Source organism: uncultured Xylophilus sp. (genome assembly GCA_913776965.1).
Classification (GTDB): Bacteria; Pseudomonadota; Gammaproteobacteria; order Burkholderiales; family Burkholderiaceae_C; genus Xylophilus.
This window is the reverse complement of record CAJYQL010000052.1, coordinates 1-24,413: the sequence shown is the minus strand read 5'-3', so window position 1 is coordinate 24,413 and position 24,413 is coordinate 1. Positions and strand designations below refer to the sequence as shown.

The 24,413-nt window shown below is 61.7% G+C and carries 19 protein-coding genes and 3 pseudogenes; 14 read left to right on the top strand and 8 right to left on the bottom strand.

The genetic code is table 11. The annotated features are described in order from the left end of the window. From QZ500_RS07255 to QZ500_RS07235, 5 genes are read right to left on the bottom strand one after another with little or no spacing between them, the layout of a single operon-like run. Entirely contained in the window at positions 1–1,263 is a 1,263-nt protein-coding gene (locus QZ500_RS07255) for a CoA transferase (protein ID WP_295852948.1), read from the bottom strand. A 23-nt stretch (positions 1,264–1,286) separates the two neighbouring features. Then, entirely contained in the window at positions 1,287–3,053 is a 1,767-nt protein-coding gene (locus QZ500_RS07250; RefSeq protein WP_295852942.1) for an FAD-binding protein, read from the bottom strand. Between the two features lie 5 nt (positions 3,054–3,058). Continuing rightward, positions 3,059–4,240, bottom strand: coding sequence for an acyl-CoA dehydrogenase family protein (locus QZ500_RS07245; RefSeq protein ID WP_295852940.1), 1,182 nt, complete (start codon positions 4,238–4,240; stop codon positions 3,059–3,061). 33 nt (positions 4,241–4,273) lie between these two features. Next, entirely contained in the window at positions 4,274–5,083 is an 810-nt protein-coding gene (locus tag QZ500_RS07240; protein WP_295852936.1) for an aldolase/citrate lyase family protein, read from the bottom strand. Between the two features lie 46 nt (positions 5,084–5,129). Continuing rightward, positions 5,130–6,593, bottom strand: coding sequence for an NAD-dependent succinate-semialdehyde dehydrogenase (locus QZ500_RS07235; protein ID WP_295852933.1), 1,464 nt, complete (start codon positions 6,591–6,593; stop codon positions 5,130–5,132). Positions 6,594–6,732: 139 nt separating this feature from the next. On the opposite strand from QZ500_RS07235, the gene QZ500_RS07230 reads away from it, so the two are divergent. The 8 genes and pseudogenes from QZ500_RS07230 to QZ500_RS07195 all read left to right on the top strand — a co-directional run. Continuing rightward, a complete protein-coding gene (locus QZ500_RS07230; protein ID WP_295852929.1) occupies positions 6,733–7,416 on the top strand; it encodes a GntR family transcriptional regulator in 684 nt (227 codons plus the stop codon). Then, complete coding sequence (locus QZ500_RS07225; RefSeq protein ID WP_295852887.1) at positions 7,413–8,216, top strand: enoyl-CoA hydratase/isomerase family protein; 804 nt, start codon at positions 7,413–7,415, stop codon at positions 8,214–8,216. Before QZ500_RS07230 ends, QZ500_RS07225 begins: the two co-directional genes overlap by 4 nt. 629 nt (positions 8,217–8,845) lie before the next feature. Next, complete coding sequence (locus QZ500_RS07220; RefSeq protein ID WP_295852885.1) at positions 8,846–9,829, top strand: tripartite tricarboxylate transporter substrate-binding protein; 984 nt, start codon at positions 8,846–8,848, stop codon at positions 9,827–9,829. 41 nt (positions 9,830–9,870) lie between these two features. Next, positions 9,871–10,935: a TRAP transporter substrate-binding protein gene (locus QZ500_RS07215; RefSeq protein WP_295852883.1), complete on the top strand. Its 1,065-nt coding sequence runs from the start codon at positions 9,871–9,873 to the stop codon at positions 10,933–10,935. Beyond that, the gene (locus QZ500_RS07210; RefSeq protein WP_295852880.1) at positions 10,935–11,846 is read left to right on the top strand and encodes an NAD(P)-dependent oxidoreductase; all 912 of its coding nucleotides are present in this window, start codon (positions 10,935–10,937) and stop codon (positions 11,844–11,846) included. Before QZ500_RS07215 ends, QZ500_RS07210 begins: the two co-directional genes overlap by 1 nt. A 43-nt stretch (positions 11,847–11,889) precedes the next feature. Continuing rightward, positions 11,890–12,492, top strand: coding sequence for a TRAP transporter small permease (locus QZ500_RS07205; protein WP_295852877.1), 603 nt, complete (start codon positions 11,890–11,892; stop codon positions 12,490–12,492). A gap of 1 nt (position 12,493) precedes the next feature. Then, positions 12,494–13,774 carry a TRAP transporter large permease subunit gene (locus QZ500_RS07200; RefSeq protein ID WP_295852874.1) on the top strand — a complete coding sequence of 427 codons (1,281 nt, stop codon included), beginning with the start codon at positions 12,494–12,496 and terminating at the stop codon, positions 13,772–13,774. 140 nt (positions 13,775–13,914) lie between these two features. Further along, positions 13,915–14,085: pseudogene (locus tag QZ500_RS07195) on the top strand (LysR family transcriptional regulator); the annotation flags it as partial. A gap of 55 nt (positions 14,086–14,140) precedes the next feature. On the opposite strand, the pseudogene QZ500_RS07190 reads toward QZ500_RS07195, so the two are convergent. Beyond that, positions 14,141–14,434, bottom strand: a pseudogene (locus QZ500_RS07190) (IS3 family transposase); the annotation flags it as partial. 237 nt (positions 14,435–14,671) lie between these two features. On the opposite strand from QZ500_RS07190, the pseudogene QZ500_RS07180 reads away from it, so the two are divergent. Beyond that, positions 14,672–16,023, top strand: a pseudogene (locus QZ500_RS07180) (IS5 family transposase). Between the two features lie 104 nt (positions 16,024–16,127). On the opposite strand, the gene QZ500_RS07175 reads toward QZ500_RS07180, so the two are convergent. Together QZ500_RS07175 and QZ500_RS07170 are read right to left on the bottom strand one after the other, a co-directional pair. Beyond that, positions 16,128–17,447 carry an ATP-dependent helicase gene (locus tag QZ500_RS07175; protein ID WP_295852871.1) on the bottom strand — a complete coding sequence of 440 codons (1,320 nt, stop codon included), beginning with the start codon at positions 17,445–17,447 and terminating at the stop codon, positions 16,128–16,130. Positions 17,448–17,788: 341 nt separating this feature from the next. Further along, positions 17,789–18,289: a hypothetical protein gene (locus tag QZ500_RS07170; protein ID WP_295852868.1), complete on the bottom strand. Its 501-nt coding sequence runs from the start codon at positions 18,287–18,289 to the stop codon at positions 17,789–17,791. 265 nt (positions 18,290–18,554) lie between these two features. Between QZ500_RS07170 and QZ500_RS07165 the strand changes: the two genes are divergently transcribed. The 5 genes from QZ500_RS07165 (at position 18,555) to QZ500_RS07145 (ending at position 24,112) form a co-directional block, all read left to right on the top strand. Next, positions 18,555–19,010, top strand: coding sequence for a helix-turn-helix domain-containing protein (locus QZ500_RS07165; protein ID WP_295852864.1), 456 nt, complete (start codon positions 18,555–18,557; stop codon positions 19,008–19,010). 24 nt (positions 19,011–19,034) lie between these two features. Continuing rightward, positions 19,035–20,246: a DUF4268 domain-containing protein gene (locus QZ500_RS07160; RefSeq protein ID WP_295852861.1), complete on the top strand. Its 1,212-nt coding sequence runs from the start codon at positions 19,035–19,037 to the stop codon at positions 20,244–20,246. Between the two features lie 455 nt (positions 20,247–20,701). Then, positions 20,702–21,397 carry a hypothetical protein gene (locus QZ500_RS07155; RefSeq protein ID WP_295852857.1) on the top strand — a complete coding sequence of 232 codons (696 nt, stop codon included), beginning with the start codon at positions 20,702–20,704 and terminating at the stop codon, positions 21,395–21,397. Positions 21,398–21,516: 119 nt separating this feature from the next. After that, positions 21,517–21,876 carry a helix-turn-helix domain-containing protein gene (locus tag QZ500_RS07150; protein WP_295852854.1) on the top strand — a complete coding sequence of 120 codons (360 nt, stop codon included), beginning with the start codon at positions 21,517–21,519 and terminating at the stop codon, positions 21,874–21,876. Beyond that, on the top strand, positions 21,869–24,112 hold the full coding sequence (locus QZ500_RS07145) for a phage/plasmid primase, P4 family (protein ID WP_295852851.1): 2,244 nt from the start codon (positions 21,869–21,871) through the stop codon (positions 24,110–24,112). Before QZ500_RS07150 ends, QZ500_RS07145 begins: the two co-directional genes overlap by 8 nt. Positions 24,113–24,413: the final 301 nt, after the last annotated feature.

Below are 24,413 nucleotides of genomic sequence, written 5' to 3'. Positions count from 1 at the left end.
TCAGCGCCCCTTTGCCTCGTCATGCACGGCGGCGTCGTCCAGGCGCGAACCCCTCACCACGCCCTGGCTCGTCAGCCCATCGATCTCCTCCTGCGAGAAGCCGAACTGCCGAAGCACCTCCGCACTGTGCTGCCCGAGCACGGGCGGTGGGTGGCGAACCTGCGTGGGCGAGCCATGGAAGTTGATGGGATTGGCCAGATTGGTCAGAGGCCCGGCGACCGGATGGTCGAGGTGGAGCACCGCCCCGATATGCTTGATCTGCAGATCGGCGGTCAAGGCCGTGTGGTAGTCCTGCACTGCCGCGCTGGGAACATCAGCCTGCGATAGGACCTGGACCCAGTGCGACGCTGGCTGCGTCGCGAAGATCTCTTCCAGGATCGCGTCGAGCTGCTCGCGGTTTTCGGTGCGGCGCGTGTTGTCGATGAAGCGCGCATCGGTCAGCAGATCGGCCCGGTTCAGCACCTGGCACAAGTTGCGCCAGAACTTCTCGGTGAAGCACGCGGCGAAGAAGTATTTGCCGTCCGATCCCTGATAGTTTCTGTAGGGCACCATGGTCGGGTGCCCGCTGCCCAGGCGCGATGGTGCCTTGCCGCTGCGGATGGCTTCCCCGTCCCGGGGGATCGTGCTGAAAAGCGAGGCTCCCAGCAGCGACGTATCCAGGCGCTGCCCCGCTCCCGTGCGCTCGCGATGCAGCAGCGCGGCAGTGATGCCCAGTGCCATCATGGCGGCAGCGCCAAAGTCAGGCAGCGGCGCGCCCAGGCGCACCGGCAGCCCCTCGGGCTCTCCCGTCATGTCCATCAGCCCGGCCACCGCCTGCACGATCGGGTCGTTGGCCGGCCATGCGGCGTAGGGCCCCGTCTGCCCGAACGCCGACGCGCTCGCGTAGATGATGCGCGGATTGATCGCGCGCACGGCCTCGTAGCCGATGCCCAGGCGATCGACCGTGCCGGGCCGGAAGTTCTCGACGATGACGTCGGCGGTCTGGGCCATGCGCAGGAAGACGTCGTGGCCTTGCGGCGACTTCAGGTCCAGGCGCAGGCTGCGCTTGTTGCGGTTCTGGGACATGAACTGCACGCTCTCGCCATGGACGAACTGGTTGCCGAGATCGCGGGCGAGGTCGCCGCGCGCGGGTTCCTCGACCTTGATCACATCAGCGCCCATGTCGCCCAGGAGCATGGTGCCGACCGGACCGGCTGTCATGACGCTCAGGTCCAGGATGGTGTAGCCGCTTAACGGCAGCCGACTGCCGGTTTCCTTGCTCATACTCGTTGTCTCCGTTCTTTGACTTACTCTGCTGCCGGGTAAGCCAGGGGCGTGAACCGGCTCGCGCCGCTCTCGGACCGGGTCTGCACGAAGGCAAACCCGAAGGCCGCGTCGTCGCGCTCAGGAAAATCGGTACGCAGGTGGCCGCTGCGAGTCTCCCGGCGCGCGAGGCAGGCCTCCAAGATGATCGCGGCGGTAGTCGCCATGTTTTGAAGCGTCAGCACACGCGGTAGAGTCGACGGATCTGCGCCGCCCCCTTGTGCCAGCTGCGTTTCAACGTCGCGGGCCTGGACCAGCGCTTCGGAAAGCCCGGCCTCGTTCTTCTCGACCAGCGCGTGGCGTTGCATGACCTTCTGCAGGTGCTTGGCACTGCCCTCGACGTCGATGTCGCGATTGGCGGCCAGCGCGGTCGCCAGACGCTGCACGACCGCTTCGCCTTCGGGGGAGGCTGACGCCCGGCTGCCGAGTGCTTCATGGCCCGCCGCATCGCCGGCACGGTGGCCGAATACCTGGCCCTCGGCCAGCGAATTGCCGCCGGGCCGGTCGGGGCCACGCACGCCACCAGCCAGTTCCCCGATCACATGAACACCGGGGATTGTCGAGCGCGCATCGGCATCGACCATGCGCACGCCTCCATTGAGACACTGGAAGGCTATCCCGACCTCCATGAGGTCGCGCTGTGGGTCCACGCCATTGGCTTTCATCCATCGCATCGTGTTAGGGATGGTGGCCTGCAGGCGGTCGGCGGCCACGTGCGCCAGCGAGAAGTTCACGGCACCGCGGCCGGTGCCACGGCCAGCGGCGATCTCTGAAGCGATGGCGATGTCCAGGTAGCGTGAGAGATTGCTCACGGTGAAGGGGAAGACCTTCTCGTCCATCACCTCCTCCTCACTGACCCCCGCCGGCAGGTAGTCCTTCAAGAAGGCATGTCCCGACGAGTTCGTTATCTTCGGGTGAAGCACGAAGCACGACTTCGAGAACAACTGGACGTAGGGATGGATCAGGGCCGGGCCGAACTGGTGGAACTCCATGTTCACCAACTCGGCGCCTGCGCGGTACATCACGGCCTGGCCGTCACCGGTCATCTCCGCCGTGGAGACCTGTTGCGAGAAGATGCCGTGGGCACCACCCGTCCCCAGGACCACGGCCTTGGCCTGCACCACGATCCACTCGTTCGATTGTGCGTCGTAAGCCAGCACACCGGCCGCGCGGCCGGACGCATCGAGCAGCAAATCGACCAAAGCCGCCGGCGCTCGCACTCGCACGCCTTGGGCGATCGCTTGCTCGTTCAGCGCGCTGACTAAGGCCTTGCCTGTCTTTCCGGACACGCCCAGCGCCCGTGCATAGCTACCGAAATCGCTGCGGATCAGCTTGTAGTCCGACGCGTAGCTGCCTGGAACGCTCTCGGCCGGAGCCCGGTCGAAGGCAACGCCCAGTTCGATCAGGTCGGCGATCCGCTTGGGTGCGTCCTCTGCCAGGACCCGCACGAGGTCGCGGTCGATGAAGCCGCTGGCGGCCGCCATCGTGTCGTGATAGTGCACCTGCGGGTTGTCGGCGGTGTCGCCGTAGCCTGAGGCCCCCATACTCATGATCTCGCTGGCACCATGGACGGTGCTGCCACCCGTGCCCAACGGGGCCTTGGCCAGCACCAGCACGTCGGCGCCAGTCAGCCGGGCGGACAACGCGGCGCGCGACGCCGCGCCGCCGCCGCCCACCACCACGACATCCGCTTTGTCTTCCGCGACCTTCAGGCCCAACGACGTCAATTGTTCGGTAATGCTCTTTGCCATGTGCGTCATCCCCTGAGGCTGCGCGCAACGATGTTGCGCTGGATCTGGTTGGTCCCACCGAAGATCTGGAAGAGCTTCGATTCGCGGTAGTGCCGCTGCATCGGATATTCCATCGCGTAGCCGTTGGCACCCATGATCTGCAGGCCCTCGGTGGCAACACGCACATAGACGTCGGATGCGAAGTACTTGGCCTGCGACGATTCGGCATCGCAGGGCTGTCCATCCGCGAGCAGTCGCGCGGCACGATAGGCCATCATCCTTGCCGCATCGACCTGCGTCTGCATGTCGACGATCATGTGCGAGACGGCCTGGAAGTCGAACACGGGCTGGCCGAACTGTTTTCGGTCCAGTGCATACCAGCGCGCCAGATCCACTGCCGCCTGCGCTGCGCCTGCACACATGGCCGAGAGCGCGACACGCTCTTTGGCCAGCACGGCGGTTAGCCGCTTCCACCCCATGTGCAGTTCGCCCACCAGCAGGCGCCTGGGCACCCGAACGCCCACGTAGTTCACCTCGCAGGTCCGGATCGCGCTGCCGCCCAGGAGGTCGATCGGCCGGATGTCCAGGCCCGGCGCGTCGGTGGGCGCCAGCAGCAGGCTGATGCCCTCGTGCTTCTTGGCGTCCTTGTCCGTGCGCACTGCAGTCAGGATGTACTTGGCCTGCAGGGCACCGGTGATCCACATCTTGGTGCCGTCGATCACGAAGTCATCGCCGTCGATCGTGGCGCGCGTAGTCAATGAGGCGGCATCCGAGCCAGAACCGTTCTCGCTGAGCGCGAACGCCAGCCAGCCGTCCCCCTGGGCCAGCGCCGGCAGGACTTGCGACTTGATCTCCTCGGAGGCGAAGCGCGCCAGCGCCCCGCCGACCATGTTGATGTTGGCATTCCAGAATCGACTCAGGGCCACGCTGTAGTAGGCGGCGACCTCCAGGAAGGCGGTCATGTCCATGTAGTCGCCGATCCCGCCGTACGCTTCCGGCAGCGTGAGCGCGAACCACCCCTGCTGCACGCCGACGTCGATCAGTTCCTGGGGAAAGCGCTTGTCCTCATCGCACTTGCCGATGTAGTCGGGGCTGGCGTGCTTGGCCAGCACGCGGTTGACGCTGCGGCGGAACTCGAACTGCTCGTCGCTCAGGTAAGGCCGAAGGTCTGGCCGATCGAGCATGGCCAGCGTGTATGCAGAATTCATGGTTGTCTCGCTTGGTTTGTTCTGCGGTGCCCGTCAGGCGAACGTGCGCGCCGGGGCAGCCAGTTCGATGCTGCGTAGCCGGCTCGATCGGCTGCGCGCGCCGGCCATGAGGAAGGCCAGGTCGGAGCCGCTCAGGATCAGCCGCGCGCCCTTTTGGATGTACTCTTCCATCAGGACCTCGTCATAGACGCCGCCGACTCCGCAAGCCTTTCCGTGGCGCGTGCAGGCGGCAAACACCGTGTCAAGCGCAGCTTTGACGCCGGGGTGGCCCAGTTGGCCCGGCACGCCCAGTTCCGCTGCCAGGTCGGTGCATCCGACCAGCAGTGCATCGATGCCCGGCACGGCGGCGATCTCGTCCACGTTGTCGCGGCCCTCGACCGTCTCGATCATCGCCACCAGCAGGGTTTCGCTGTTGATCAGCGAAACCGTCTCAGGCACCGGCAGCGACATGAAACGGGTCTGCGGCAGGACGCCCGGGATCGAGCGGTGACCCAGCGGCGTGAACCGGCAGAAGGACACCACGGCACGCGCCTGCTCGGCGGTGCTGACATGAGGCACCACGATGCCTTGCGCGCCCGTGTCGAGCAGACGGGTGCTGTGGAACGCGTCATGAGCGGGCACACGGATCATGGGGGTGATGCCAACGCCGAGCGCCGCCTGGCAGATCTGCGCTGCCGTGTCGATGCTCATGGAGTTGTGCTCCATGTCGATGAACAGCCAGTCGAAATCACAGCTCTTGGCGATCTGCGAGATGTCGACCGTGCGGGCCTGGCGCAGGCCCATGCCGAGGGCCAGCTCGCCGTTCAAGAGGCGTTGCTTGGCGTGGTTGGGAATGACTTTCATGGTGTCTCCTGGTGCGCTGGGGTATGGTGGGCCGTCGCTTGCCGCGTCATTCGGCATCGGCCGGCATCGCGACATTGATGAACTTGGTGTCAAGGTAGTCTCGGATGGCGTACGGGCCGCCTTCGCGGCCATAGCCGCTGTCCTTGGCCCCGCCGAAGGGGGTGTCGGCGGTGGATGCGACGAAGGTGTTGATGCCGATGACCCCGGCCTCAAGGCGGTCGGCGGTCGCGTGGGCCTTGGCCAGCGAGCGGGTGAAGACGTAGGCGGCGAGGGCAAAGGGCAGCCGGTTGGCCTCGGTTACCACTTCGTCGAGCGTCGAGAAGGGCGCCAGCGTGCCCAGCGGCCCGAAGGGCTCGTCATTGAGCACCGAGGCGTCCGGCTGCAACTGCGTGAGCCACGTGGGCTCGTAGAAGTAGCCGCGCTCCGAGGATGCGGGTCGCCGCCCTCCCGTCATCACCCGTGCCCCGCCCGCAACAGCCTGTTCCACCATCTCCTCGATGGCGGCGCGGCGGCGCGCGGTGGTGAGCGGCCCCAGGTCCGTGGTATCGGCCAGCGGCGAGCCGACGTTCAACGCCCGCGTCGCCGCCACCAGCTTCTCCTCGACCTGCGCCGCCACGGACTCATGGACGTAGAACCGTGTCGGCGCCGCGCACACCTGGCCAGCGTTGCGGAACTTGCCTGCCGCGGCGAGGCGAGCGAAGGCGTCGATGTCGGCATCGGCGTGCACGATCACTGGCGCATGGCCGCCCAACTCCATGCTGACGCGCTTGAGCGTAGTGGCCGACTGCCGCACGATCTGCCGGCCGATGGGCACCGAGCCGGTGAAACTGACCTTGGCGACCCGGGGATCGCTCATGATCGTCGGGGTGACCTCGGCCGGGCGGCCGACGACCAGATTGATGGCCCCCGCGGGAAAGCCCGCATCCTCAAAACACTTGACGAGAGCCATGGTCGTTCCAGCAGCCTCGCTGGACGGACGGATCACCAGGGCATTGCCGGCCGCAAGGGCCGGCGCCATCTTTCGGGCCAGGAGCAGCAAAGGGAAGTTCCAGGGCACGAAGGCCGCGACCACGCCCAGGGGCTCCATGTGCACCAGGTACCGATCTCCCTTTACACGGCTTTCGTAGCTCAGGCCGAACACACGCCGCGCCTCGTCGGCGAACCAGTCCACGGATTCGGCGGAGGCCTTGGCCTCGCCAACCGCCTGCCGAACTGGCTTGCCGGTTTCCAGCGCCACCAGCCGCCCCAGTGTTTCGGCCCGCTCATCGATCAGTGAGGCGGCCCGGCGCAGCAAGGCGGAGCGGTTCCACGCCGTCAAGGCGCGCATGCTGCTGCGTGCCGCGTAGGCGGCGGCAATGGCCTCGGCCACCTGTGCCGCATCCGCTTGAGCCACCTCGCCCAGCGGCTCCTCAGTGGCTGGATTGAGCATGACGCATGCGTCCACGGCGCCGCGACGCCACGCCCCACCGATGAACTGTCCGTGGGAGACGTAGAGGTCCTCAAGTTCCATGATGTGATCCGCCGAGCGATAAAGACGGTCGAATCATAACAATATCTCTTGAAGTGTCAACACTTGATTTTAAAGTGTACGCATAATGGATGGGTTTTGTTTTGTGCTGTAGACTCAATGAAAACTTCTTGGAAAAGCTATGAGCAAAGCTGCAGTTCGAGATGCCGAGGTGATCGCGACACGGCTGGACGAGATCCAAGACAGGGTGCGGCAGATGATCGCGAACGGCACACTCCAGCCGGGCGAGCGAGTCAACGAGCAAGCCCTGGCCGCAAATTTGGGTGTGGGCCGCAATTCGGCCCGGGAGGCTCTGCGCGCCCTTGAGCGCAGCGGCCTTGTGCGCATCATTCCCAATCGAGGGGCCGAGGTCCGCAAGGTGTCGCTTGAAGCGGCGCTCGATCTGTACGACATCCGTGCCGGAATTGCCCGCACTGCGGGTCGTCTTGCTGCCACCCGGCTGGAGGCGGAGGAGGAGGGGCGTTTAGTGGAGTTGCTGGAGCAGATGGAGGCTGCCCTGAACAACCGCGATGGTGGCACGTACCACCAGCTCAACAATGCCTTTCATGACCACCTCATGGCCATCACCAAGAACCCCCGGCTCATCGAGCTCAACAACACCATCGAGGCCGAACTGAGCCTGTACCTGCGCAAGGGCGTGTACACCATGGCGCAGATGCAGCTGTCGCATGCGGAGCACTCCGCGCTCGTCGAGGCGCTTCGAAACGGCAAGGTCGCGGAAGCGGCCGACTACTTCGAGAGCCACATCCTCACCGGCAAGCAACGGATGCTCGACACGGTGACCCGCTCCGCTCCCCACCCGTGAACGACATCACGACTCCATCATGGAGCGCCCTCTCCGTGCGGGTAGGCTCGACGGCAGCAGTGCGCCACGTTTCCATCGACAACCCGCCGCTCGGCGTGCTGAACCAGGTCGTGCGCAGGGAACTGGGTTCGTTCTTCCTGTCTGTTCAAGATGATCCGAACGTGCGGTGCATCGTGTTAGACAGCGGCCCGAGAAGCTTTTGCGCCGGTGCCGACCTGAGCGAGTATCCGCAGCGATTCGACCCTGCGGTTGCCCGTGCGCATGTGCATAACGCGCACCGGATGATCCTCGCCCTGGTCGAACTCGACGTTCCGATCATCGCCTCCATCCGTGGCGCCTGCATGGGCGGTGGACTCGAGCTGGCACTGGGATGCAGCTACCGCGTCGCTACCCGCAACGCCATGCTGGCCCTGCCTGAAGTCAAGCGGGGCGCATGGCCGGGCACCGGAGGAATCGTTCTTCTTACCCGCCAGATCCGCCCGTCCCTGGCCAAGCGGCTGCTCTACACCGGCCAATCGCTCGACGCGGCGACGGCCCTTGCTCTCGGCGTGATCGACGAGGTGGTCGATGACGAAGCACTCGACGAACGGGTGCGGACGCTTGCGGGCGAGATTGCGGCGCAGCCGAATTCGTCCATCCAAGCGATGGCGCGGCTCGCCGACCGGACATTTCGTTCCGAGTTCCGTGCCCATCTGGAATACGAAGCAGAGTGCTTCGTCCACGCTTACCAACTGCCGGCCGCGCGCGAAGGCTATGAGGCCTTCTTCGAGAAGCGCGCACCCCAGTGGCGGCAGGACTGAGACGTACGTCGCAGTGACCAGGAATCGCTGACCATGTGAGATTTTCAGGCGCTTCGCGCCAACCTGGCACGACTCAGCGCAACGCTGGTCGATGTCTTGTTCGCCTGAGTGAAGGTGGTTGGGTCGCTGGTCTCCAAGTCGGCGGCCATCTGCGCCGGGGGAAATGCCGCCCTCCCGAACCGGTGTTGGCCCAGTCCAGGCGAGGGATGTTTGAAATCTCCCGGAACGTCGCGCCCTTCTCATGCAGCCGGCGCTTCAGTGCAGAGCGTGCTTGCGAGTGGACGAACGCTTGCCCTCGCGAGCGCAGTGGCCACCACTCACGCGCAGTTGCCGCCACACCTTTGAACGACTCTCACCGCCGTGGGCGCGCCGCTATGGAACACGCCTTGGCAGGACCACATGGCCTTGAGCCATGCCACGCGGGAGAGCTTCGGCGCCACGGCAGCCACCGCTTCAAGCCCGGCACGCGCGCCCGCCAATGATGCTGGCCTGCTGATGCAACGGCGGTCATCTGCACCGCATGGGGCAGCCCTCCTTCAAAGCATGCACTTTGTATTCAAGTGTTGACACTTATAAAGATATGCGGAACACTTGTCACAGAAAAGCCCACAAACAAGGAGACAAACTAGATGTCTTGTGTTCAACGAATTGCTGCCGCCTGCCTGCTGATGGCCACGGCGGTCTGCGCCTCAGCCCAGACGTACCCAACCAAACCCATCCGCCTCGTCGTGGGCTTCGCACCCGGCGGGGCTACGGACATCGTGGCCCGGATCTGGGCAGATGCCGCCAGCAGGGAACTCGGTCAACCTGTCGTCGTGGACAACCGCGCCGGAGCGGGCGGGGCGATCGGGGCCTTGGCAGTCGCGAAGTCACCCGCCGATGGCTACACGCTCGGACTGGCAACGGTCGGAACCCATGCGGCCAATGTCGCCTGCAATCCCAAGGGCGGATACGACCCCGTCAAGGACTTCACGCCCATCGGCAATCTGGCCCGCACACCCAACGTGCTGGTCATGAACATGGACGTACCGGCCCAGAACTTTGAAGAATTGAAGTCTTACATCGCCCGCAAAGCCCCCGGCGCTGTGCGCTACGCCACGGGAGGAACATGCGGCGTCCACCACCTCACGGGGGCGCTGTTCTCGTCACTCATCGGTGCCCAATTGACCCACGTGCCCTACCGCGGCTCCGGCCCCGCATTGACGGACCTGATGGGGGCGCAGCTGGAACTGTTCTTCGACAGCATGCCTGGGTCGATCCAAGCAATCCAGAGCAAGCGCGCTCGACCCGTGGCCGTGGCCTGGCCTACGCGGCTAGCCACCTTGCCAGAAGTTCCCACCTACGCGGAATTGGGTCTTGGCGCGATCAACGACGGCGTCTGGTACGGCCTGGTAGCCCCTGCGAACCTCCCTCGCGACATCCAGACGAAGCTCAACGCAGTCACAAAAAAGGTCATGTCTCAGCCCGACGTGCAGGCGCGTGTCGTGCAGACGGGCTCCGAGCCAGTCAGTACCACATCCGAAGAGTTCGGGGTCGAGATCAAGAAGGCCCTGGATCGCGCGAAGTCCATCGTGCAAAGCCAGGGCATCAAGTTCGACCAAAGCGGCAGCTAGTTCTTAAACGGCGCTATAGCGTCACCTCCTGGAGACAACCAATGATTCCTTCGATTCTGAAGTTCCCGCACCTTCGCTCTCTTGGCGGAGCGATCGGCGCAGGACTGCTCGGTATGGCGCTGACGCTCGGCGGCGGCGTCAATGCCCACGCGCAGGACAAGAAGATCCTGCGCATGTCCTTCGTGAACGTCAAGGAGCACCCGCATGGTGTCGGCGCCGAGCGCTTCGCCGAGTTGGTCAATGCAAAGAGCGCGGGCAAGCTGGTCGTCCGTCTGTACCCTGGCGGCACGCTGGGTAGCGACATGCAGATCGTTTCATCGATGCAGGGCGGGACGATCGACCTGTCGGTGATGGTGCCCGGCTCGCTGACGGGAGTCAGCAAGGAGTTCGGGATGTTCGACATGCCGTTTCTGTTTCAAAGCGCCGGGGAAGCGGATGCCGTTCTGGACGGACCGTTCGGCGCCAAGCTCCTGGCCATCTTGCCCAGCAAGAACCTCGTGGGCCTGAGCTACTGGGACCATGGCTTTCGCAACTTCACCACGAGCACCAAGCCGATCAACACGATCGAGGACTTTCGTGGGCTGAAGGTGCGGGTCCAGCAGATTCCGATCTACGTCGACATGATGCGTGCGTTGGATGCCAATCCCGTTGCGCTGTCGTTCCCCGAGCTTTACGGCGCGTTGGAGAGCCGTGCCGTGGACGGTCAGGAGAACCCGCTCACCTCCATTGTCGGTTCGCGGCTGCATGAAGCACAGAAGTTCCTGTCCATTACTCGCCATACCTACAACCCTCTGCTTGTCATCGCGAGCAAGAGAACCTGGGACAAGCTGTCAGAGGACGAGCGCAAGATCCTGCTGGAAGCAGCGAATGAAGCCAAACCCTACCAGCGCAAAGTGTCCCGCGATGCAGAGGCCAAGGCCCTGGAGACCATCAAGGCGGCGGGCCTGAAGGTCAACGACTTGGCATCGGCCGAGGTCGAGCGGCTGCGCCAGAAGGTGCAGCCGGTCGCGGAGAAACTCGCACAGGACTCGGGCGCAACCATCACCAAGGAGCTGCGCGACGAAGTCGCCCGGGTACGCGTCACAGCCACGTCTGCCCGGCAGTGATGCACCGCGCGCAGACGTTCGAAGCGCACGGCAACCGTGTGGGCTTCATCGGGTTGGGCCTGCTCGGCCTGCCGATGGCGCGGCGTTTGGCGACGCGCGGTTTTGCAGTGGTTGGCTGGAATCGCGAGGCGGATCGATGCGACGCATTGGCGGCTGCCGGCGGAAGCCGTGCCCAATCGCCCGCCGACGTGGCCGAACAGTGCGACATCATCTGCCTGTGCGTCCTGGATCACGTCGCGGTCGACGCCGTGGTATTCGGTCCCGAGGGTGTCGCTCACGCACACAGCCGGCGCCCGCGTTTAGTGCTGGACTTCTCGACACTGGCGCCTGAGCAGAGCAGGGACATCGCGAAGCGCGCGCTCGCCCATGGCATCGAATGGATCGATGCGCCGGTATCCGGTGGACCAGCCGCCGCCGAAACAGGCGGACTGACCATCATGGCCGGCGGTAGCGCTGACGCCCTGGAAAGTGTCCAGCCCATCCTCGCAGCCCTGGCAACACGCTCAACGCGTGTCGGCGACGTCGGATCAGGTCAGGTCATGAAGGCGATCAACCAAGCCCTGGTGGGTGGAACATTCGTGTTGCTCGCCGAGGCACTGGCGCTGACCCGTGAGCTCGGCCTGGATGCCGCTCTTGTGCCAACAAGCCTGGCGGGAGGCATGGCGGACTCGCAGGCGCTCCAAAGAGCGTGGCCGCGGATGGCATCGGAAGACTTTGTACCACCCACAGGGCGCGCCGCGCAATTGCTGAAGGACTTGGGCCATGTTGAGTCACTTCGGCGCAGCATTCCGCTCAATCTCCCCGTAGTCGAAGCCGCAACCGCCCAGTACTCGCGGTTCGTGCAGAGCGGCCATGGAGACGACGAGACCGTATCCATTGTCCGACTCTACGCAACGCGGCCCGGTGGTTGAGTGCCTTTTGAAACACCTCGTTTAAAACATCTGGGGCTACTGAATGACCCGACTATTTTCCTTGTACTGCCGCAGTCTGGAGGCTGTCATGGCGGTCCTTCTTGCGCTGATGGTGTTGATGGTCTTCACCAATGTCGTATTGCGATACGGCTTCAATTCGGGCATTCCCGTGTCGGAAGAGGTATCGCGCTGGCTCTTCGTATGGATGACTTTTCTCGGAGCCATCGTCGCAGTCCGCGAGCACGCACACCTAGGGACCGACGCGCTCATTCGAAGGCTTCCAGTGTGGGGCAAGAAGGTGTGCCTCATCGTCTCTCACGGGCTGATGCTGTACGCGACCTGGCTGCTATTGAGTGGAAGCTGGCAGCAGACACTGGTCAACTGGGATGTAAGAGCGCCGACCTCCGGCGCTTCGGTGGCGATCTTCTACTTCGTCGGCGTTATCTATGGCGTCTCAGCCATTGTCTTCCTCTTCCACGATCTCTGGAGAGCTCTCACCGGTCAATTGCGAGAGGATGAACTGGTGATGGTGCATGAGTCGGAAGAGCAAGCCGACATCGACCGCATCAATGCAGAGATCGCGCACCGTGACGCGAACGAACGACTACCGCAGGTGGGCAACGGCTCCGATACGCGAGGCTCCTGATATGACGATTGCAGTTTTCCTCGGCGCCCTGCTAGGGTGCATGGCGATCGGCGTGCCCATCGCCTACTCGCTCCTCCTGTGTGGCGTCGCGCTCATGTGGCATCTCGACATGTTCGATGCCCAGATCCTTGCTCAGAACGTAATCAACGGCGCAGACAGCTTCCCTCTGCTGGCGGTACCTTTCTTCATGCTCGCAGGCGAGGCCATGAACCAGGGCGGGTTGTCGCGACGCATCATCAACCTCGCGATGGCCGTCGTTGGACACATCCGTGGCGGCTTGGGCTACGTTGCGATCGTGTCAGCATGCCTGCTTTCCGCACTGTCAGGATCCGCAGTGGCCGACGCCGCTGCCTTGGCGGCATTGCTCATTCCGATGATGGTCGCGGCTGGTCACGACAGGAGCCGTTCAGGTGGTCTCATTGCCGCATCGGGGGTCATCGGACCGATCATTCCGCCGTCCATCGGTTTCGTCATCTTCGGCGTCACGGCCAATGTCTCAATATCCAAGCTCTTTCTGGCGGGCATCTTTCCGGGTCTGCTGATTGGCGCGTCCCTGTGGGCTACTTGGTGGTGGCTCGTTCGCCGCGAAAAGGTGATTCCTCCCGCACGCAAATCCTCGACAGAGGTACTCAAGGCCCTGCGGGAGGCAACATGGGCGCTGTTGCTACCCTTGATCATCTTGGTTGGCTTGCGGTTCGGCGTCTTCACCCCTACCGAGGCGGCCGTTGTGGCTGCTGTCTATGCGTTGTTCGTCGCCACGGTTGTCTATCGGGAGCTGAGGCCCTCCCAGTTCTACGCCCTCTTCGTCTCGGCGTCCAAGACAAGTGGCGTCGTGATGTTCCTGGTCGCTGCTGCCATGGTGTCTGCTTGGCTGATCACCGTCGCCGATCTGCCTACCATGTTGGTGGAGTTACTCGAGCCGCTCATCTCGAGTCCGATGCTCCTGATGTTCCTCATCATGGCTTTGGTCATTGCGGTTGGTACCGCCATGGACATGACACCCACGATCCTCATCCTCACACCGGTCCTGATGCCGATCATCACCAAAGCGGGGATCGACCCAATCTACTTCGGTGTGCTTTTCATCATCAACAACTCAATAGGCTTGATCACTCCGCCTGTTGGCGTCGTACTAAATGTTGTCGCAGGTGTCGGGAGAATGAGGATGGACGAGCTGACGCGGGGCGCTCTGCCCTTCGCAGCAGCGGAGTTCGCAATGATGTTTCTGATGGTCCTGTTTCCTCAACTGGTGATCTGGCCGGCTAGGCTCTTGGGTGGATAAGCATTGGCTTACTCGTAGGTTCGAAAAGAGATTGATCTTCGCAACGCCCGCGTAGCCGGGGCGCTTGCAATGCAATTGCGCGTCGCGTGTTCTAGCCCGGAAGAGTGGATTTACGGGAGGGAGTGGGTCAGGGCTTAATGATCGAACTTAGACATATTCGCTATTTCATTGCGGTTGCTGAGGAACTCAACTTCCGCCGTGCAGCCGAAAGGATCCATATTGATCAGGCCTCGCTTTCACGGGCGATCCGTGATCTGGAAGATCAACTGGGCGCGCCATTGTTTACCCGACTTCCCCGAAAGCTGGACTTGAACCGCCCCGGCTTTGAACTGACGCCCAGAAGTTGGACGGTAACGATGCCGCCGTTCAAGCGGTACTTATCAGCCGGTATTCCACCGGGCTGAGCCCTTGCAGACCGAGCTTGATGGGCTCGTGGTTGTAGTAGTGGACGTAATCATGCACGCCCGCTTCGAGCGCATCAATGCTGTCGGGCTTCTCGAGATGGAAATACTCGGCCTTGAGGGTGCCGAAGAAGCTTTCAATCGCCGCGTTGTCGAAGCAGTTGCCTTTGCGACTCATGCTTTGCCTGGCTTCGCGTCGCGCGAGCATCGCTCGGTAGGGCTGCATCTTGTAGTGCCAGCCTTGGTCGGAGCGCACGATCAGGTGTGCCGAAGCACAGGGCCGCCAACGATGCTCTCGATCGCTGACCAAAGGGCTGCGCCTTTTCCGGTGCGTCGATCTCGGCGAGCCGCACGGAAAGCTGCCGGTATGTAGTCCGCCCTGAACAACTTGCAAGCTGTTGATCTGGTTGGCGGTTTTTCAGATTGATTGGCGCAGGATTTGCAGGTTATGGTTTTGCCAGTTCCTGTTTTCTTGCAAATCGCTCCGAGGAGGCCGATGGGTCCGAAGCTTTCGCAGCCGCAAACGGCCGAACTGTTCCGCCCCAGGCTGGACGAGCAGATCAACATGCAGCACCCACTGGTCAGGCTGGCCGCATTGATCAACTGGGCTGAGATCGAGCGCACGTTCGCGGTGTCGTTCACTTCCGGCCGTGGCCGGCCAGCCTTGCCGCCGCGTCTAGTGGCTGGCCTGCTGTACCTGCAACACACCTTTGATGCCTCCGACGAGGCCGTGGTCAACACTTGGGTGGAGAACCCGTACTGGCAGTTCTTCTGCGGCGAGACTTACCTGCAGACCGAATTACCCATCGATTCGTCCAGCCTGACGCGCTGGAGAAAGCGCGTCGGAGAAGAGGGCGTGGAGACACTGCTGGCAGCCAGCATCGATGCCGCCCGGCGTGGCGGCGTGATCCACAAGGCCAGCACGCAGCAGGTGATCGTGGACACCACCGTCATGCCCAAGGCCATCGCCCATCCGACCGACAGCCGGCTGCTGGACAGGAGCCGCCAGCACCTGGTCAAGGCGGCCGAGGACAACGGACTGCGGCTGCGCCAGAACTACAACCGGGTGGCTCCGCGGCTGGCCGCACAGATCGGGCGCTACGCGCACGCCAAGCAGTTCAAGCGCATGCGCAAGGCGGTGCGCACGCTGCGCACCCGCGTCGGGCGGGTGCATCGCGAGGTGCAGCGCCAACTCCACGTACTACCCGAGGCGGCCCAGGCCAAGGTCCAGGACTTGCTGCAGCGCACCGGCCGCATCCTGACCCGAAGAAGGACAAGAACAAGCTGTACGCCCTGCACGCGCCCGAGGTGGAGTGCATCAGCAAAGGCAAAGCCAGGACACCCTGCGAGTTCGGTGTGAAGGTCAGCATCGCCACCACGTTGAAGGAAGGCCTGGTGGTGGGCATGCGCTCCATGCCGGGCAACCCCTACGACGGGCATACGCTGGTCGAGACGCTGGAGCAGGTGGGCATCCTCACCGGCATGGACAGGCCACCGGCAACTGCGGTCGTGGACAAGGGCTATCGGGGCGTGGAGATCGAAGGCGTGCGCATCCTGCGCTCGGGACAGCGCCGCGGTATCACCAGGACGCTCAAGGCCATGATCCGCCGGCGCAGTGCCATCGAGCCGGCCATAGGACACATGAAGATGGACGGGCGGCTGGGTCGCAATCCGCTCAAGGGCGCGCTGGGCGATGCGCTGCACGCGGTGATGTGCGGCGCCGGGCACAACCTGCGCCTGATCCTGGCCGCGCTGCGGCTTCTATGCGCCCGATTCGGACTGTCGATGCAGGCAGTCATCGCGGCACTGCTCGCCGCTCCAAGCAATCACCGACCGGCCAGCGACTGAGAGCGGAATTGTTCAGGGCGGACTACTAAAGCACACCAGTGCCCCGAGATTAAATTTGCCAAGTTATCTTGCGTTTGCATCTAGCAAACCCGTTGTCAAGCCCGTCAACGCACCTTGGTCTTTTTCAGGACTATAGGCGATAGACCAGCTACAAGGGCGCTCAACTGGCGGTACTCGCGCTGGACTTTTGCCACTTTTACCGGGGCATGCGCCAACCACAGCCTACGCGCGGCCCGCGTGACGGCAACGTACAAAATGCGCCGCTCTTCATCCCGCTGCTCCTTCGTCTTCGCGCGACGGTCAGGCAACACGCCCTCGGTCATACCCAATACGAATACATAGTCCCATTCCATGCCCTTGGCGCCGTGGATGGACGAGCAATGAATGGCCTTCCGACCTTGAACAGCTCGCAGCTGCTGGGCCATGGCTGCAGCGTCTGCGAAGTCTCGGCATCGGGGCGTCCAGGCATTCAGCTGGTCGCGCATGCCCTTGTTGGCACGTACCCCGCCATGCAGCCGCAAAAAGGCGAGGGCGCACATGCGATACCGGCCTTCGAGATCACTTCCACGTCGCATCTTTGCCAACTCAGCGACGAACTTTGTCCACCGGGCATTGACCTTCGACTCGTCGCAGTTATTGACATCCACGGTTTCGGTAACTGCGTCATCACCAGTCAGGCTAAGGTAGACATCCTGACCGGTACTCAACTCATCGCGTAAGTCACGCTCGAAATCCGGAGACAACTGTATTCGCCTTCGGTTGCGCTTCTTTGCACCGACCCCGAAGAGCCCTGCTCCCAAGTCGTGCATCTGCTCTACACGGTCAGCTAGCCACAGCACGTTCAACACATCGCCCAGGTGTTTGTCGGTGTCCGCCAGGATGGTCGGAATGCCGAGGGCACGAAGGTGCTGCGCCACGGGGTGAAGCAGGGCCTTCACCCGGCCAAGTAGCGCGATCTGGCGAGGTTTGATGCCTTTGGACAGCAGACGCTGAATGCGCCCAGCTATGTCGCGTCCTAAGGTGTTCATGTCCGGGGCCATCAGCAGCTTGGGCACCCGACCATCGACTTCATGCTTAGCCGACTTGATTGTCTCTGCACCCAACGGCCGGCTGATGGCCGAGGCCAGGACAGCGATCTGCGGTGTCAGGCGACGCGACCGGTCAAGACGGCGGACCTGCACCTCGCCCTCGACGCCTGCTTTGCGCAGCACCTTGCGGAGCGAGCGATAGCGACTGCCGCCGAACCCATAGATAGCTTGCATCGGGTCGCCCACCACCATCGTCGTCCGCGCCTTGCGGGCCAACGCAGCGATCAGCCGATGTTGAGCGGGCGTGCAGTCTTGGTATTCATCGACTATCAGGTGATCGATGCCGAGCCGTTTTGCCCTCAACTCGCGCACAACAGCGGTTCCTGCGGCGGGCATTGCGTCGAGGGTAGCCTTTGCACCAGTCACATCAAAAGTCGATGTAAGGTTCAGGTCTGGACGCGCAGGTTCCGCCGTACACGATCGGAACACCACCAATGTTCGCCTGCTTCAGTCGACAGCGAAAGTCACTAGCCCGGTAGAGTGCGAAGCCAAGTCCAACGGTCGAAGTCGTCCGCGTCATCTGCTTTGTTCGGTAATGCTCTGGGCCGGCTGCTAAGGTCTATCCACCAAGGTCCCGGCCTGCGACCGATAACGAAGCCAGATGAATAACGGCCCTGAACGTTCAAAGATCCAGGGCCGCTCGGATTGTGATGCTGTCTATGTCACCAACTTATTGTTCAGCCGAACTCGGATCCCGTCCACTCCGTGGGATCGTCTTCGTTTGTGACCGTGTCGTAATAATGTTCGAGGGTGAACAACTCGTCGCTCGCCATTTCCCCGGAGCCTCCCATCACATAAGCGTCGAAGATCACCGGATGCAAGCAGATTCTTTCATCGTCGTTCAGCGGCCGACAGACGATATGGATAGTTCCACACACTGTCCGACTCGATCTCGGTTCCGCGTGGAGGACGAACTCGTAGAAGCCGTGGTCAGTCAATTTGAACGGGTACGGGCCCGCCCAAGTACACATCGCTCCTCGCTCGACGCGGACGATGAAGCCGTTCGAGCGGTTGGCGCACGTGATCGTATCCGCGCCTTCTTTGGGCTTACGAAATCTGAGCTCGAGTGGCCTCGTTCCGAACTGCATTTCGAGGGTGGTGCCGATTTCGGTGGTGAACGGAAGCGCTTTGACGATGCGGTAGTGGTAGGGGAGAATTTCTTCGAGCTTGGTAGGCATGTGGAGTCCTTTGCGTGGAGGTTAGGCTAATGAATCCGGCGGTTCGACAGAACCGGTCCAGATGAGCCAATGTTTGCCCGCTAGGCAAAAGAGCACCAACGGACCCACCTCGGGGTCGGTAGCTAAGAATTCGTGGATGTGGTAGTTGCTATGGATCAAAGGTCAGTATGCTGGTCCGGGCACGTGGGTGCATTGCCACTCTTCTGCGCAGTCACCAGCAGTGTGAGCTGCTCTGCATCGGCATCGCCTGTCGCAGAATGCGCCCATGCCCAACATTGCTGCCATCCTCAAAGATGAGATCCAATGTCTCGCCCGCAAAGAGGTTCGAGCCGAAGCTGAGACGTTGCGCAAAGCGCTCGCGCAACAGTGCAAGGCGGTGACAGACCTAAGGGTTGAGGTCAACAACCTGACCAAGGTGATCAGGCAGCTGGAGAAGTGGAACGCAGCAGTCGGCCACCCGCGCCATAGCGGCCGATCCCATGATGTTGATGCTGCTGGTGTTGCGGATGACGGATCGGTACGCCGGCGATTTAGCCCGTCACGTCTGGCGGCCCACCGCGCGAAGCTTGGCGTGTCCGCCGCGCGGTACGGCCGCCTCGCTGGCGTGTCGGCACAAAAGATCAATGCTTGGGAGCAGGGGCACTGCCGCCCAGATGACCGTCAACTGCTGACACTAGTCGCCGTGCGCTCCATGCGGGCAGGTGCTCTGCCTACCGATTGACATCCACTTCCATCACGCCCGTCTATGTACCGTATCGACAGCGTCTCCAACCGCATTGCCAAACTAAAACGCATGTCGTTCTCGGCGCTCGGCCTCACCGAACGGCATCACCTGCAGGAGTGGTTAGCCCATCAGCCCGACGCACTGGGCGAGGAACTACTGATCATTCAGAAGGAGTTCGACGGCTTTGATGACACCAAGGAGCGACTGGATCTCCTCGCGCTCGACAAGCAAGGCAGCCTAGTCATCATCGAAAACAAGCTCGACGATTCAGGCAAAGATGTAGTGTGGCAGGCGCTCAAGTATGCGTCGTACTGCTCGACGCTGTCCAAGTCTCAAGTTGCGGCGATCTTCCAGATGCACTTGGACAAGCAGCAGTTGGGGCAGAACGCGCAATCGCTGATCTGCGATTTCCTCGGGCTAGAAGACTTCGATGAGGCTGTCATCAACACGGGGCATGACCAGCGCCTCATCATGGTGGCCGCGCAGTTCCGCAAGGAAGTCACTTCTACCGTCTTGTGGCTGCTCAAGCACCGGGTGTTCGTCAAGTGCTTCAGGGTCACGCCCTTCGCAGACGGCGGCCAGTTGTTCTTGTCAGTCGAACAGGTGATTCCTTTGCCGGAGGCCGAGCAACTCATGATCGGCATTTCCGAAAAGGAAGAGGAAGAAGAGGAATCTGCACGAGGCCAAGCTGCTCGCCATCAGCTTCGTGCTGACTTTTGGCATGCGACGCTTGACGCGCTTCGTATAGCGAACGTCGAACTCTACGGCAATGTCAGCCCCGGTCGCGATCACTGGCTCAATGCGGGATCGGGCATGAGTGGTATTTACTACTCAATGATCTTCAACCATGACCAAGCACGTGTCGAGTTTGCGGTCAACACGCGATCCAAAGACATCAACAAAGCGCTCTTTGATCACTTGTTTGCCAATCGCGCTCGAATCGAAGCGACTTACGGCCAAGCTCTTACATGGCGCCGCCTGGAAGAAAAGAAGGTATCACTTGTCGAATTCAAGGCACCGTTCGACGGATACAACCGTGAAAGCTGGCCATCAATGATCGCGTGGCTGGTTGAACATGTTCAACGGATGGAGCGGACGTTCGACGGCGAGATCGGCACCATGCGGGCTATGGCTAAAGTAGCTCGGGCAAGCTATGGGCCGATTGACGTGCCTGACGATGCAAGCATGGATGGTCTTGATGACGATGCTGCCCCAGGCGTTGTTGCAACTTAGCAGGCGAGGGCGCCCCGAACTTCACCCACAGGCTAGGGGATCCACATCGTCAAGTTGAAGCGCTAATGTTCAACGCTACAGGAACCATCTCCGTTTGCACAGCGGGAGTCGCTACAAGCTTGTGTGCAGCAGGTGTAGGGCTGGCTGCAACCTGTCTACGCCGCTCTAAGCCCCCCATGTTTTGTAGAGCAAAAATACAAAAAAAGCCTACACGCCCACCACTCATCCTCGGGGGGGGGGCGCGCGGGCAACAACACGGAAAAGTTCAGGCCTTCAGTCAAAATTAAATTTTCTATGTACAACTTGAAATTCCCATCTAGGTGCTTAGTTGGTGTATAAGTACTGACTGTTTGTTGGTTTATTCAAAAAGGTCGCAATGTTCTTACATCCTTCAGCTCATGTTTTCTTCAAGATTCTCGGCAAATTCCTGCTGAGTGGCTAACTTGGAGATTTTTATGAGTAATGTTTCTAATGACGGTGTGATGGCAATGTACGGTGCGAAGGTTCCGAACGAGGTTTTCGCAAAGTTGAGGCCGTGGACGGGTGTGAGGGTGATCGCAGTTTGGCAGCTTGTTCTTTTGAGCATGGGTTTTGCTGCTACACCGTGTGTTCGAAAGGAAGTCAGGGATGACGACTCGTTGTCCAAGGAATACGCGGATCGCAGGCGGTTCCTGATTTCCCTGGCATCGTCGTCGGGTCGGGGTTCATTAGCCGTTGCTGTTCAGTCGAAATTCAGTAGAGTCGATGGCAACACCAAGGTCGACGGCAAGCATGCAATCGATCTTTTGGTGAAGCAACGTTTCGAAGTCGATGCTGTTGGTTTGGCGTACCGTGACTCTGTAAAGTCCGCGCCCTCATTGGTCGCCGCTGATGATGATAATCACGATGACGATAATGGCAAACGCGGTCACAGGGCCTCCGTCCTCACAAAACTGCGTAATAACCAGGGAATCTTGCTGGCGGGGCTGCTGGCGAAGATGCTCCCCGAAGAGCTGGCTGGTGCGTCGGTTACAAAGAAGGCGAAGTACATCAAAATGGTTTGCCAGAACGTTCCCAATTTTCTGGGCGTCGATGCCATCGTGACGCAGCTGAAAGGGATCGACATGATCGTGGAAGCTGACTCAGCTAGCATCGTTCATCAGAGCGCATAACTAAGTTCTTGCTACCTGTAAAGCGGACCCTTAGCGGGTCCGCTTTTTTATTTGGGACCTTTTGCCGACGATGACGCGACCAGCTGATGTTCGGCTGGACCATCTAACAAGAGGTTTCCATGAACCAAGACGACACCGACGCCGAGCCCGCAGCACGGTTGCACGCTACCTGCAACACGAAGGAGCACAACGCCGATAACCGCCACATCCAGGCCGTGGCGTCCCGACTCGCGTATCCGCGCATGCTCTCCAGCGCGGTAGTAGCTGAGCTGGCCGGCTGGTCGCGCCGCACGCTTTACAACCGCATCCGAGACGGAGTTTTCCCTGCGGCAATCGTCACCGGTCCCCGCACCCGCGCCTGGCTGGAGTCGGATGTGCTGGCCTTCATCGAGGCGCAGCGTCTGCAGCGCGACGAACGCATGCACCGCCGGGCAGCGCAGCGCGCCGCCGAGCAAACGAACGGAGCCGGCCATGACTGACGAGCAACTTGAAGCTCTGCAGGCCGCCCGTCCTTCCATCAAAGGCTTCGTGCGTCGCCTTCATGGCGATCGCCTGTTCCACCTCTTGGCCTTCAGCAAGCGCAACACCGACGCATTGCCGCAAACCTTCTACGGCGCGTGGGGCAAGAAGGCCTGGGCATTCGTCGAGGGTGCCCAGGCGCGAGACCTAGAGGTGGCAATTTCTATCAACAACACCACGGGTGCTAGCCGGCGACGTGACGATGTCGATCGCGTGAATGCCGTGTTCATCGACAAGGACGAGGGTGACCTGACCCCTCGTCAGCTCGTGGATCTTGCGGTGCCGCCCGACTTCATCGTGCACACCTCCAACCAAAAACTGCACGCCTACTGGCTGGTGGATATCCCGGTCGAGCACTTCACGATCCTGCAGAAAGCACTCGCGGGCAAGTTCGGCACCGACGCCAGCGTATCCGACCTGCCTCGGATGATGCGGCTGCCTGGCACCTGGAATTTCAAGCGCAAGGTGCCTTTCCAGACTCGGCTGTTGCGCGACGAGCCGCGTGACCAGCCGCTGACGTCGGAGATCTTGGTACGGTCGCTCCAGTTGGACTTTGAAGCCGGTACTAGTCCTGCTGGTGTTTGCGGCGCAGTTGGATGTCTTGGTCTGGATCAATCCCGCCTGCCGAAGGTTGGCGTCGATCAGCGGGTCCTCGCGGCACTCGAATGCATCCCCGCCGACGATCGCAAAGACTGGCTCAAGGTGGGCCAAGCACTCCACAGCGTAGACCCGACGGCGCAGGGCCGTGCCATCTGGGACCGCTGGTCTCAGTCGGCGCCCGAAAAGTTTGACGTTGAAGAGCAGCGTAAGACGTGGGACGGCTTCACGCAGAGCGGCGGCGTCGGTATCGCCAGCTTGTTCTACTTGGCGCGGCAATACGGCGGCGACGGCAAGGCGGTTGTCCACACCGAAGCTTCACTCGCCGACGACTTCTGTGCAGCATACGGAGATCGACTGCGCTTCGATCCCGATCGGGAGGCCTGGTTCGCTTTTCGGTCGCCGGCATGGATCCCTACCAAGGGGGTGCCAGTGCAGTTTGCGCTCGAATTGGTCAAAGACCACCAGACCCGCAGCCCGTCCAAGACGCTCGATGGCTACGCGAAGGCGGCCGGTGCAAAGTCGATCGTTGCGCATGCACAGACGCTACCGACGATGATGATTGACTCGAAGCAAATGGACACCTTCCGCCATCTCATCGGTGTAGCGAACGGTGTCATTGATACCCGCACGGGCACCTTCCGTCCGGCGATGCCGCAGGACATGTTGACGCTGCACTGCCCTGTTGAGTTCGACCCGCAAGCCCGCGCATCCCGCTGGGACCAGTTCATGGACGAGCTCTGCTGCAGAGATCAGGCGCTGCATGAATTCATCCAGCAGGCGATGGGTGCAACTCTGTGCCGTGACCCTGACCTGCAGCGCTTCTTCCTGATGATCGGGGAGGGTGGCAACGGCAAAGGCGTATTCATGCGGATGATCGCCAAGGTGCTGGGGCCCTATGCAACATCGCTTTCGCCCAACGTGCTGTCCAAGGCGTACAGCGGCAACCCTAACGGACCCAGTCCGGCCCTCATGGTGTTGCAGCACGCGCTGTTCATCGCATGCTCCGAGCTGGCGCAGGGCCGGCTCGACGAAGCTTTCGTGAAGCAGGCCAGCGGTGGCGACACGATCTCAGCCCGGGCCAACTATGGCGAGATGGTGACCTTCACGCCGCCAGGCAAGCTCTGGATCTCGACAAATCACTTGCCGGAGATCGCCGCGGGTGACAAGGCTATGTGGCGTCGCATCGTGCCGATCCCGTGCAAGGCGCGTTGGACGGCCAAAACCAGCGATGTGAACCTTGAAAAGGATCTCGATGCTGAACTACCGGGCATCTTCAACTGGCTGATGCAGGGCGTCGCAATGTACCGCCGCAGCGACGGAAAGCTGGATTTGTGCAACGCGGTGCGCGAGTGCTTGCGCGAGGCCAAGCGTCGATCAGACTCTGTTCAGGCCTGGATCGATGACTGCTGTCGCGAGGATGACGAATCAGAGATCACCGCAAGCATGGCGTACGACGCCTACGCGAAGCATGCGCGCAAAAGCAAACGTGAACCTTTGAGCAATCAGGCCTTTCCGCAGGTCATGGAGGACAAAGGTTACCGCCGCAAGCGCCGGAATTTCGGCATGGTCTACAAGCATCTGAAATTGATGGAATGAGGCAGTTTGTGGTTGTCTTTCAACCGCGACAAGGCAGCACCAACATGGATCTGAGTTCATACCGACGCGTCGGGGCGGGAGTAGGACTGACGATGATCATGCTTGCCCACTTGGCGGGATACTCTACACTGTATGCAAATACAGGTGTACGCATATCCATGTCTGCCCAGCTTTTTCCGCTCTCGCCTACTGCGCCCGGCCGCAGTGCGGATGATGCGCTGGCCGCGATTGAGGGCCTCTGGCGCGGTTCCGACATCGAGCCCCTACAGTCCCGCATTGTCCCCACCAGCTGGGCCGCGCT

Coding starts and splice junctions, on each gene's coding strand:
- QZ500_RS07155 (WP_295852857.1), top strand. CDS start 20,702: ATGAGTAATGTTTCTAATGACGGTGTGATGGCAATGTACGGTGCGAAG.
- QZ500_RS07215 (WP_295852883.1), top strand. CDS start 9,871: ATGATTCCTTCGATTCTGAAGTTCCCGCACCTTCGCTCTCTTGGCGGA.
- QZ500_RS07210 (WP_295852880.1), top strand. CDS start 10,935: ATGCACCGCGCGCAGACGTTCGAAGCGCACGGCAACCGTGTGGGCTTC.
- QZ500_RS07255 (WP_295852948.1), bottom strand. CDS start 1,263: ATGAGCAAGGAAACCGGCAGTCGGCTGCCGTTAAGCGGCTACACCATC.
- QZ500_RS07250 (WP_295852942.1), bottom strand. CDS start 3,053: ATGGCAAAGAGCATTACCGAACAATTGACGTCGTTGGGCCTGAAGGTC.
- QZ500_RS07150 (WP_295852854.1), top strand. CDS start 21,517: ATGAACCAAGACGACACCGACGCCGAGCCCGCAGCACGGTTGCACGCT.
- QZ500_RS07230 (WP_295852929.1), top strand. CDS start 6,733: ATGAGCAAAGCTGCAGTTCGAGATGCCGAGGTGATCGCGACACGGCTG.
- QZ500_RS07235 (WP_295852933.1), bottom strand. CDS start 6,593: ATGGAACTTGAGGACCTCTACGTCTCCCACGGACAGTTCATCGGTGGG.
- QZ500_RS07220 (WP_295852885.1), top strand. CDS start 8,846: ATGTCTTGTGTTCAACGAATTGCTGCCGCCTGCCTGCTGATGGCCACG.
- QZ500_RS07170 (WP_295852868.1), bottom strand. CDS start 18,289: ATGCCTACCAAGCTCGAAGAAATTCTCCCCTACCACTACCGCATCGTC.
- QZ500_RS07240 (WP_295852936.1), bottom strand. CDS start 5,083: ATGAAAGTCATTCCCAACCACGCCAAGCAACGCCTCTTGAACGGCGAG.
- QZ500_RS07245 (WP_295852940.1), bottom strand. CDS start 4,240: ATGAATTCTGCATACACGCTGGCCATGCTCGATCGGCCAGACCTTCGG.
- QZ500_RS07165 (WP_295852864.1), top strand. CDS start 18,555: ATGCCCAACATTGCTGCCATCCTCAAAGATGAGATCCAATGTCTCGCC.
- QZ500_RS07160 (WP_295852861.1), top strand. CDS start 19,035: ATGTACCGTATCGACAGCGTCTCCAACCGCATTGCCAAACTAAAACGC.
- QZ500_RS07205 (WP_295852877.1), top strand. CDS start 11,890: ATGACCCGACTATTTTCCTTGTACTGCCGCAGTCTGGAGGCTGTCATG.
- QZ500_RS07200 (WP_295852874.1), top strand. CDS start 12,494: ATGACGATTGCAGTTTTCCTCGGCGCCCTGCTAGGGTGCATGGCGATC.
- QZ500_RS07145 (WP_295852851.1), top strand. CDS start 21,869: ATGACTGACGAGCAACTTGAAGCTCTGCAGGCCGCCCGTCCTTCCATC.
- QZ500_RS07175 (WP_295852871.1), bottom strand. CDS start 17,447: ATGCCCGCCGCAGGAACCGCTGTTGTGCGCGAGTTGAGGGCAAAACGG.